6 protein-coding genes are annotated in these 11004 nt (G+C 69.6%); 2 read left to right on the top strand and 4 right to left on the bottom strand.

All coding sequences use genetic code 11. The features are described 5' to 3' along the window. Positions 1-11: 11 nt before the first annotated feature. From CH341_RS35330 to CH341_RS22420, 4 genes are all read right to left on the bottom strand, one after another. Positions 12-2108, bottom strand: coding sequence for a caspase family protein (locus CH341_RS35330; RefSeq protein ID WP_210208537.1), 2097 nt, complete (start codon positions 2106-2108; stop codon positions 12-14). A 242-nt stretch (positions 2109-2350) separates the two neighbouring features. After that, a complete protein-coding gene (locus CH341_RS22430) occupies positions 2351-2995 on the bottom strand; it encodes an OmpA family protein (protein WP_245431192.1) in 645 nt (214 codons plus the stop codon). 370 nt (positions 2996-3365) lie between these two features. Beyond that, entirely contained in the window at positions 3366-5282 is a 1917-nt protein-coding gene (locus tag CH341_RS22425) for an outer membrane beta-barrel protein (protein WP_111421197.1), read from the bottom strand. 402 nt (positions 5283-5684) lie between these two features. Then, a complete protein-coding gene (locus CH341_RS22420; RefSeq protein WP_111421196.1) occupies positions 5685-7265 on the bottom strand; it encodes a caspase family protein in 1581 nt (526 codons plus the stop codon). Positions 7266-7588: 323 nt separating this feature from the next. Between CH341_RS22420 and CH341_RS22415 the strand changes: the two genes are divergently transcribed. Together CH341_RS22415 and CH341_RS22410 are read left to right on the top strand one after the other, a co-directional pair. Continuing rightward, complete coding sequence (locus tag CH341_RS22415; protein WP_111421198.1) at positions 7589-9184, top strand: B12-binding domain-containing radical SAM protein; 1596 nt, start codon at positions 7589-7591, stop codon at positions 9182-9184. A gap of 138 nt (positions 9185-9322) precedes the next feature. After that, on the top strand, positions 9323-11004 hold a 1682-nt coding region (locus tag CH341_RS22410; protein WP_111421195.1), incomplete at its 3' end, for a hypothetical protein.

The following is an 11004-nucleotide window of genomic DNA, read 5'->3' as shown; positions in this document are numbered from 1 at the left end:
GGACGATCCGGTCAGAAGCCGATGCCGTGCATCACGGCACCGCCGCCGCCGCTGCGCGCCGGCGCGGCCGGACGCGCCGCCGTCGCCTGGGCCCGCGGCGGCTCGCGCTTGACCGGGGCCGGACGGGCTTCGCGCTTCGGCTCGGGCTTGGCTTCGTGCTTGGGCTCGGGCTTCTCGCGACGGGTCGCGACCTCGGGCTTCTTCTTCTCGGGCGCCGGCCGCTCCGCCGTGGCGGGCTTCGGCTTGGCGACGTCCTTGGGCGGCTCCAGGGCGGCGAGGCAGTTGCCGATCGGGCGCTGCTGCTGCAGGTCCTTCAGCTCGGCGCCGCTGACGCCGCTCTCGCTCTTGCCGTGGCCGGTGCTCAGCCGGTAGGCCTGCAGGCCGCGCCGGGTGGCGTCGTTGAGCACGCCGTTGTCCTCGCCCTCGTAGCAGCCGAGCCGGCGCAGCTCGATCTGGGCCGAGCGGACGAGCTCCTCCGGGGAGAGCTCCTTCGGCGTGTTGCGCTCCTGCTCGAGCTTCAGCGCGGCCTCGCGCTGGGCCTTGGCCTCGGCTTCGGCCGCGGCCTTGGCGCGCTTCTCCTCGGCCTCCGCGGCGGCCTTCGCCTGCCGGTCCGCCGCCTCGGCGGCGGCCTTGGCGCGCTTGTCCTCGTCCTCGCGCCGGCGCTGCGCCTCGCGCTCGGCCTTCAATCGCTCCGCCTCGGACAGCCGGGCGAGGCGCTCCTGCTCCTCGCGCTGCCGCGCCGCCTCGCGCTGGGCCCGCGCCTCGGCTTCGGCCGCGGCCTTGGCCCGGCGCGCCTCGGCTTCGGCGGCCGCCTTGGCGCGCTTCGCCTCTTCCTCGGCGGCGGCCTTGAGGCGCCGCTCCTCCTCCTCGCGCTGGCGCACCGCCTCGCGCTCGAAACGCTGGCGCTCCAGCTCCTCGCGCTTGCGGTCGGCGATCGCCCGCTCGATGATCTCCAGCCGGCTCTGGGCCACCACGGCGAGCGGCGAGGTCGGGTAGCGCTTGATGAAGGCCCGGATCGCGACCGGGTCGGTCGAATCCTGCAGCTTGTCCCAGGCGAGCCGGTCGGGCGTCGCGCGGTCGGCCTCCTCGGGCGGACGCTGCGGCGGGGTCGAGCGGTCGAGCGCCGCCACCGTCATGGCATCGGGCCGCACCGCGGCGGCGGCCAGCTTGGCGCGCTGCTGGCGGGCCAGCTCGGCATAGAAGCCGGTGCCGTGCACGGCCAGGAACGAGTCCCACGCGCTGGCGGTGCCGACGCGCTCGGCGAGCTCGTAGTCGCCGCGCGGATCGGCCTGCGCCACCGGCTTCTTCTCGGGCTCCGGCACCAGCGACACGGTGGCGCCGCCGAGCGAGCCGTAGACGAACGGCTCCTGGCGATTGTTGGTGCGCTTGAGGACCTCGTCGCGCACGCGGCCGAGCGCGATGCGGATGTCGAGGCCCGGGATGGTGAGATTGTTGACCAGCGCCTGGGTGAACGGGCTGTTGCGGCCGGCGCCGTCCTCGGCGGTCGACCCCGCCTTGGCCGCGTAGGCGACCAGCGTGTCGGTGCCCATCGGCTCGATCTTGGCGAGGCCCTGGGTGACGGCGCGCGACGCGATCTGCCGCTGCATGGTGCGGGCGAAGGGATTGTCGCGGCAGGCGTCGAGGATGACGAGCCGCAGCCGCCGGGTCGACTCGATGGAGCGGAAGATGCGCTCCAGCGCCACCGCCTCGTCCTCGGCGTCGTAGTCGCTGCGCAGCTTGGCGTCGGTCGGCACCATGTAGTTGACGCCGCCGACCTCGATGCCGTGGCCGGCGTAGTAGACGACCGCCACGTCGGCGTCGCGCGTCGTGTTGTAGAAGTCGCGCAGCGCCCGCTTGAACTCGATCACGCCGAGATCGAGCTTCAGCTCGACGGAGTCGAAGCCGGACTTGCGGAACATCTCGGCGATCGCCGAGGCGTCGTTGAACGGGTTGTCGAGCTTGACGACGTTCTGGTAGGCGGAATTTCCGATGATGAGGGCGACGCGCTTCTCGGCCCGGGCCTCGTCGGCGAGCAGCACGCCCGCCAGCATCGCGCCCACGGCCACGACCCACGCCCTTGCGACGGCGAACCAAGATCGGCTGGTCATCTGTCGCCTCCCGGGCCCTTACGACTGCTCCTGCCCCCCGGAGCCTCGGGCTGATCTTCGGAACGCAGGGCCGGCCGCTCGACCGGGGGACATATACCCTTCATCGACAAGGGTGGCAATTTCACCCGGCGGGCGGTCGGCGCGGTCTCCATGCGCGTCGTGTCGAAATCGAGGCGGATCGGGCGACTGCGCCCGATCCGGTCACGTCGGCCCGGCTGCGGTGCGGGCCGGCCTCGGTCGGCTCACTTGGAGGCCGACTGCTTGACCTCCAGATTGACGATCTGGACGCGGCGGTTCTCGGCCGCGAAGGGCGCGTCCGGCTTCTTGAGCTGCTCCTTGCCGTAGCCGGCCGTCACCAGGGTCTCCTCGGGAAGCTGGAACTTCTCGAGCAGGAACTTCTTCACCGCCGCGGCGCGACGCTCGGAGAGCTTCTGATTGTACTCCTCGCCGCCCTTGCCGTCGGTGTGGCCGCCGAGCAGGAAGGTGCCGCCCTTCAGATCGGGATTGCTGAGCGCCTTGCCGAGCTCCATCAGATCAGGAACGGCGCGCTGCACGATATCGGCCGAGTTGTAGTCGAAATAGACCTCCAGATCGATCTTCTGCTTGTCCTTGGCGATGTCGGCGACCTTGGTGCGCTCGTCGAGCGTCAGGGCGCGGGTGCGGCCACGGATGGTCTGCAGGAACTGCTGATCCTGGATCTGCTTCGGCGTCGTCGTCAGGCCGCGCGTCCTGGGCGCCGGCTTGAGCGCCTCGAGAATGTCCGCCGAGGTCGGCCGTTGCTGGGCGAACGAACCGGTGTTCGCCGTCGTCACGAGAGCGCCCGCGAGCAGCAGCGTCGCGAGGGTCGCTCCGAGCTTGTTCCACCGTGTCATGGATTGGCGTGTCATCTGTCGATCCTCCGGCTTGAGAAGGCCTCGTCTGCCTGTCGCCGTCAGAGTAGGGCGGGCGCCGTACGATGGATGTGCGCAATATCACACTCGCAATTCGCACACGCTACGCTCCCGCCCGGCGACCCAACAAGGCACTCACGTTTTTGTGACCCCGTTCGTCTCCTTGGTGCCGGATCCTGCCTCCGCGGTTCGGGCCCCGCCATGCGGCCGGTCAAAAGTGATGGATCGGGCGCCCCGGTTTCGGCGGACCGCCGGCCACCGGAGAGTGTCGGGTCCCGAAAACGACGAGGCCCGACCCTTCGTGGAAGGGCCGGGCCTCGTCGATGCGCGGTCGGGTTTGGCAGCGACCGCGCGGTCTGCGACCGGATCAGTACTTCGCCATCACGGCGACCGGGACCGGCGAGAAGCGATAGTTCAGGCCGACGCGGGCGAGACCGCCCTTGAGATGGGCATCGACGCCGACGTTCTCGTAGGTGTCGGAGCCGAGGTCATAATAGAGCCATTCCGCCTTGGCCGACCACGCGGCGTTGAGGGCGTATTCGGCGCCGACGCCGGCCGTCCAGCCCTTGGCGATCTGGGACGACGTCACCGGGATCGTGCCGTCGAAGTTGAGACGGATCCGCTGGGTCACCTCGGCCACCGCGAAGCCACCCTTGGCGTAAAACAGGGTGCGCTCCCAGGCGTAGCCGACGCGGCCCGTGAAGGTGGCGAACCAGTCGATGTTCGTCTCGTCGGTGAGGAATGCCGATGCGGGTACGCCGAACAGCGTGCCAGGAAGTTGGTTGCCGGTGGCGCCTTTGGCGTTGGACCAGGCCATGTCGCCTTCGAGGCCGAGCACCCAGGGGCCGATCTGATAGTTGTAGCCCGCCTGGCCGCCTAGCAACGCGCCCCCGTACTTGACCTCCGCGCCGGACACGGTGCCGATGTAATCCTCGGTGCTCTTGCCCCAGATGGTGCCGGCGTTCAAGCCGACATAGAGGCCCTGCCAGCTCACCGGCACGGCGACCGGCGCCGGCGGCGCCTTGTAGACGATGCTCTTGCCGGACAGCGCGGCCTGCAGAGGCTCCGGGCTGAACTGATAGCGCAGGCCGGTGTTGAGGGTCCAACCCTCGATGTTCTCGCCGAACCGGTAGTCGCCGCGGACGTAGCCGAGCCATCCGGTGTCGAGCACCTGGGCCGCAAAGCCGCCGGAAATCTGCCCGTAGGTGCCCACGCGACTGGTCGTCATGGTGCCGTTGGAGACGATCGTGAAGCCGCCGAAATCCAGACCGGAGTTGATGCGGGTCGTCACGTCGCCGGCGAACTCGTGGAACACGCTGCCGGTGATGAAGGGCTGGACGTTGGCGTACTGCGTGGCGAAGCTCGTTCCCACTCGCACGCTGACGCGGCCGAGCTCGCTCTTGATGTCGTCGATCTGCACCGTGCCGGGCAGCGAGAACCCGGTTCCTTGCAGCAACGTGCCGGTCACGTTGAGCGGATCCACGTCCACCCGCGAATAGGTGAAGCCCGCCGACGGCTCGACGAACCAGTTGTTGCCGAGCGGAAGATTATAGCCGAGGCCGCCGGCCACCGACCAGCCGCGGGCATTCAGGCTCTGATTGAAAAGCCCGTTGCCGACGTCGTTGAGGGTCATGTTGTAGAAGTCCCAGCGCACGTGGGCGTCGGCGAAGAAGCCGCCCCGCGTGACCGCCACGTAGCTGCCGACGAACGGAACCTCGGTGACCGAGCCGAAGGTCGCCGGGCTGTTGAAGTCGTCGGTCTTGTCGCGGGCCTGGGAGGTCATGTAGCCGGCGGTCGCGCCCATGTGGACGTTCCAGCCGTTCCAGTTCAGCTTGGCGATGTCGCGGCCGACCTGATAGCCGACGAAGTCCTGCCGGGTCTTGGTGTCGCAGTTCACGGTGGCGTTCGCCGTGACGCCTCCGGTCACCGGGATCGTCAGCGTGGCGCTGACATTGGCCGAGTTCGAGTTCTTGGTCTCGACCTGACCGCCGAGAACGCGGCCCCACACGCCGCCGCCGTTCTCGCCGGGAGCCGGATTACCCGGGGCGCTCACGAAGGCCGAACCGGTCTGGGCCTGGAAAACGCTGGTCGACGTGTTCAGGACCGAGATCAGCGAGTTGACCGAGCCGCCGCGCGCGAAGGGCGCGAAATACTCCGCCCCCGTGCCGGTCGACGTGCACTGCGCCATCGCCCCCGAGGACATCACCAGGCCGACCACCAGGGCCGAGCTGCAGAGAAGAATGCTGTTCCGGTCGATTCTCGACCGCTTGCTGGTGCTGCGCATGTCGTCCCCCGTCCCCCGACGAATTCGCGACGATCGTGTCCGATCATTTCGGGTTCAATAAACCAGCAACATACCGCTCAGGGAACACGAACGGGGCTCTCCACAGGCGCAACCGGACGTTTTGCCCCCTGCGCGTGGACTTTCGGCAACACGCCATAACGTTGCCTCGGCGATTCCGCGCCGGGCCCTTATGTCATTGAGGAATAGGAATTAGCCCGATCGACCGAGGCCGCGGAGGAGGGTCGGCGCCCGGCCTCGGTCTGCCCGCATGGCGGGAGCCCCGGCCGACCGCGCTGTCGCGTTGATCGAAACAGCGAGTCCGTGGCGACCGACTCGGCCGGCGGACGACGGGCCGCAGCCGCGCCGGCCGGGCCGGCGCGTGCGCGCACCCCGTCGCTGCCGTCAGCGCACCCCGTAGCTCTGGAATTCCTGGTCGACGGTCGGGTCGATCGCCTTGGCGCTGCGGATGTCGGCATTGCCGCCCGTGGTGTCGCCCTTGCGGATCTTCGCCTTGCCGCGGCCGTAGAAGGCCGAGGCCATCCGGGGATTCATCCGGATCGCCTGGTCGTAGTCGGCGATCGCCTTGTCGGCGTCGCCGAGCCGCAGATTGACCAGGCCGCGGCTGTCGAGGGCGTCCGGATAGTTCGGCTTCAGCCGCAGCGCCTCGTTGCAGTCCGACAGGGCGGCGTCGAGCTGGCCCAGCACGGCGCGGGTGAAGCAGCGGTTGTTGAAGGCCTCGGCGTCGGCCGGGTTGATCCGGATCGCCTGGCCGAAATCCTCCGACGCCATGGCGTATTCGCGCCGCTCGGCCCACGCTTGGCCGCGCTTGTAGAAGGCTTCGGCATCGCGCGGATTCTTGTCGATCTGGGCGTCGAGATCGAGGATCACCCGGTCGCGCTGCACCGACGGCGTCGTCGGGGGCGGCGGCGGCGGGGGTGGCGGCGTGAGCTCGGCGACCGGCGGCACCGGCTTGGGCGTCTCGGCCACCGGCGGCGGGGGTGGCGGCGGCGGCCGCACCACCTCCTGCCTCGGCTCCGGCGGAGCCGGCGGCGGCGGAGGAGGCGGCGGCGGCGTCACCGACGGCGTCGCCGCGGGCGACCGGGAAAAATGGAACTCCTCGACCAGCGAGGACGACACCCACGGCACCTGCTCGTTCTTGGAGGCGCGCGACACGCCCATGCGGGTGTTGTTGAAGATCGCCTCGGCATTGAGCCCGGGCGAGCGCATCTCCTTCAACAGCTCGCCGACGAACAGGCTGTTCTCGCCGTCGGAGTCGTTCGCCACCTTGTCGGTCGCGGCCGAGTACATCGCCAGCGTGCCGGCCGGCGCGTTGAGCGAGGCGAGGCCGGCCGAGAAGCCGCGGAACCGCCGCTCGAACGGGTTGCGCCGGGCGCCGTCGATGATCACCACCTTCACGGTGGCGCCGGCGGAGTTCATGTCGGCCAGGATCGACTCGATGCTGATGCCGTCGCGCCGGACCTCGCCCTCGGTCCAGATCTGCGCGTCGACCGGGACGATGTAGGACTGCTTGGCGGTCTGGATGCCGTAGCCGCTGAAGAACAGCAGCGCCGCCGAGCCCGGCCTGATCTTGGCCCGGAACGCGTCGAGGGCGGCGCGCAGGCGCTGCTTGGTCATGTCCTCGCCGGTCGTCACGTCGAAGCCGGCGCGGCGCAGCTCCTCGGCGACGGCGCGGGCGTCCTTGAGCGGCTGCGGCAGCGGCCGGTTGTCGTCCGGATAGGTGGCGTTGCCGATCACCAGCGCGACCCGGCCGCCGGCCGCCCCGCCCGCCTGAGCGAGCCGCAGCGGCGCGGCAACCTCCGCCGTCCCGTCGGGGCGCGCGGCGCCGGGGCCCGGATCCGGGGCCACGATGGCGCCTGCGGCCGGTCCGAGGCGTGACTCGGCTCCGAACGAGGCGGAGGGCAGCGCGGCGAGCAGCAGGACGGCGACCGCGGCAACGACGACGGCGACAACGGAGTGCTTCATGGCCGGACCTTGACGCCCCGACCGCCGCCGCTCGCGCAATGGGTCGCAAGCATCCAGGGTCGCGGCTGTGGGAGCGACGTCTGCGCCCAGAGACTGCGCGCCGACACAATAGTTACCTCGCCTTGCAATCTCAATACGCCCACGCGGCGGGGTATACGCACGCGACCCGCGCCGCGGCGCGCTTTTGCCCGGCCGGTCAAAAAACCGCCCAGCTTGACAGGCCCCTCGGGCTTCCCGAACGTTGTCACCGGGCGGACGCGGAGATCGGACTCCGTGGTTCCCGCGTCGCCGCATGGGAAATGGGAATGCCGGTCGCTCAATCGATGGATCGCCGAGAGGCCGCGGGACCGCGCGAGAGCCGCCGCATCCTGTGTGTCTGTCCGCGCTACACCTCGTCCTTCGGCATGTTCGAGCATGCCTATCCGCTCACCGACGGCGTCCGCGCCCTGATGCCGCCGCAGGGTCTCCTGGTCATCGCCGCGGCGCTGCCGCCCGGCTGGGAGGTCCGCTTCGTCGACGAGAACATCCGCCCGGCGACCCACGAGGAGTTCCAGTGGGCCGAGGCCGTGTTCGTCACCGGCATGCACGCCCAGCGCCGGCAGATCGAGTCGATCTGTCATCGTGCCCACATGTTCGACCGCACCGCCATCCTGGGCGGCTCCTCCGTGTCTGCGTGTCCCGAGAACTATCCGGAGTTCGATTATCTCCATGTCGGCGAGCTCGGCGACGCGACCGAGGAGCTGTTCGCCCGGCTGGCGCGCGACCCCGGCCGGCCGGAGCGCCAGGTCGTCCTCACCACGGTGGACCGGCGCGACCTCACCGACTTTCCGCTGCCCGCCTACGAGCTGGCCGAGCTTCCCCGCTATCTCACCGGCAGCATCCAGTACTCGTCCGGCTGTCCCTACAATTGCGAATTCTGCGACATCCCGGCGCTCTACGGCCGCAATCCGCGCCTGAAGACGCCCGAGCAGGTGACGGCCGAGCTCGACAAGCTCCTGGCCTGCGGCATGACCGGGCCGGTGTATTTCGTCGACGACAACTTCATCGGCAATCGCCGCGCCGTGCGCGAGCTGCTGCCGGCGCTGGTCGACTGGCAGAAGGCGCGCGGCTACCCGTTCATCTTCTCGTGCGAGGCGACACTCAACATCGCCAAGCGGCCCGAGATCCTGGAGCTGATGCGCGAGGCGATGTTCGAGACCGTGTTCTGCGGCATCGAGACGCCCGAGCCCGAGGCGCTGGAGGCGATCTCCAAGGACCACAACATGATGGTCCCGCTGCTGGAGGCGGTCGAGACGCTCAACCGCTACGGCCTCGAGGTGGTGTCCGGCATCATCCTCGGGCTCGACACCGACTCGCCGCAGACCGGCCGGCGCGTGCTCGACTTCATCGAGAGCTCCCGCATCCCGATGCTCACCATCAACCTGCTGCAGGCCCTGCCCCGCACGCCGCTGTGGGATCGCCTGCAGAAGGAAGGCCGCCTGATCGACGACGAGAACCGCGAGTCCAACGTCGATTTCGTGATGCCCTACGACCAGGTGCTGACGATGTGGCGCGACTGCATGGAGCGCGCCTTCTCGCCGGCCGCGGTCCTGTCGCGCTATCGTCATCAGCTCGACCACACCTATCCGAACCGGATGAAGGTGCCGTTCCGGGAGCGCCACGTGCCGTGGCGCGACGTCGTCCGCGGCCTCAAGATCCTGCGCGCGGTGCTGTGGGAGGTCGGCGTCAAGGCCGACTATCGCGGCGAGTTCTGGAAGGTCGCCCGCACCTGCCTGCGCCGCGGCCAGATCGAGCATCTGATCCGGATCGGCATCATGGCCCATCATCTCGTCCTGTCCGGACGCGACGCCGTCGAGGGACGCCAGAAGGCCTCCCACTACTCGGCCCGTCCCCAGGAAATGCCGGTCCCGGCGGAGTAACAGGCAACCCGTCATTCCGGGGCGCACCGACGGTGCGACCCCGGAATCCAACGACACCCGCCGCGCTCGCGGCTGGATTCCGGGTCCGGCGCCTCGTGCCGTCCCGGAACGACCAGTACTGATTGTTTCTTGGATCTCATGTCCGCCACTGATCTGATCAAGGCCTCGCTTGCCGCCCTGACCGCGAAAAAGGCCGGCCCGACTCTCTACGACCTGTGCGACCCGCTGCTGCGCGGCGCCGGACCGGGCGACGCGCATCTGCGCACCTTCTACAAGACCGCCGTCGCCAACATCGCGCTGCGCCCGCTGATGGGCCGCGCCGGCCTGCCGGCGCTCGCCGATCCCGACCGTTTCGCCGCCCTGCAGGGCGCGGTCCGGGCGGCCCGCGACGAGGCGGCGCCCGACTGGGCCGCCATCGGCCGTGCGATCGCGCCGCTGATCGACGCGGTGCCGCAGGCGCATCCGCGCGGGCCCCGCCTGCCCGCCGTCACGGCGATGCCGCCCCTCGGCGAGATCGACCGGGTGATCCGGGCTTGCGCCGCCCAGCTCCTCGGCTCGTTCACCCGCAACAAGGGCTACATCCCGGCCTATGCGGCCTTCAACCTGATCGGCGATCCCGACTTTCACGGCCGCGACCTGGTCACCGCGCTGGTCGGCCTGGAGGCGCGCACCTACAAGAACGCGACGCTGCTGTTCAACCTGGCGCGCGCCTTCATCCTGCCGAACAAGCCCATCGCGTCGCTGCTGAACCCGCCCTGGCGCGGTTTTGCCGAGCCGATGTGGGAGCCGGTGCAGATCCGGCACCGCTCGGCCTATTACGACGCCTTCTTCGCCGAGGCCCTGATGGACTATCTGGGCAGCGGCCTCGCCACGGCGGACGACTCCGCCCGGGCCAGGACCGCGATCGCGGCCATGATCGAGTTCTGCCTGAAGACCAGCCGCGAGACCGTCAAGCATCCGATCGACGGCACGCCGTTCGACGTCGTCACCGCCCTGGTGCCGCCGCCCGACGTGCGGATGAGCAAGTTCTTCTGGCGGCTCAAGAGCGATCTCGGCTTCGGCAAATACGTGCCGGACTGCGACACCACGGCCTGCTCGCTGTCGGCCGCGACCCAGTTCGGCTCGCTCGACCCGATGCTCGACCAGCCCTTCCTCGACTTCTACGCCGGCTATCAGGTGGCGCCGGGCAGCAACCGCCCGCCCCCGTCGGTCGACATCAACACGCCGCTCGACTTCACCGGTGGCATCGTCACCTGGATCGAGAATGCCGCCGGCGACCGCCCGTTCGGCAACGACCTCGACCCGACCCTCAATCTCGACGTCCTCGAGGCGGCGTTCCGCAATCACGAGCGCTGGGACATCGTCGGCACCGAGCGGCGCCGCGACTTTCTGCGCAATGTCGTCGAGTTCCACGCCCGGCTGGTGGCGACCGGCGCCTTCGCCGATCCACGCGCCCACATCTACTACCTGCCGGAGCTCTACGTCGCCTATTTCGGCCGCTGCTGGGCGGCCTTCCAGGCCCTCCCCGCCGATCTTCGCGCGACCATCGATCCGGACGGCGACTTCGCGACCATGCGCGGGACGATCCTGGCCTATGTCTACGACGACCTCGCCGCGCACGAGATGAACCCGTTCGACGCCGCGCTGGCGCTGCTCGCCATCGCCAAGCTGGAGGGCGACCGGGCGCGCTTCGCCCCGGCGCTGGCCGCCATCCTGGAGGCGTTCGGCGAAGGCGGCCGGAACGGGCCGTACAAGGCCTACGAGTGGAACAAGATGAAGACGCCGACCCGGATTCTGGTCGGCAGCCCCGAGGTCACCTC

It is taken from the genome of Rhodoplanes roseus (assembly GCF_003258865.1).
GTDB classification, from domain to species: Bacteria; Pseudomonadota; Alphaproteobacteria; order Rhizobiales; family Xanthobacteraceae; genus Rhodoplanes; species Rhodoplanes roseus.
This window is presented reverse-complemented; position numbering and strand designations above follow the sequence as displayed.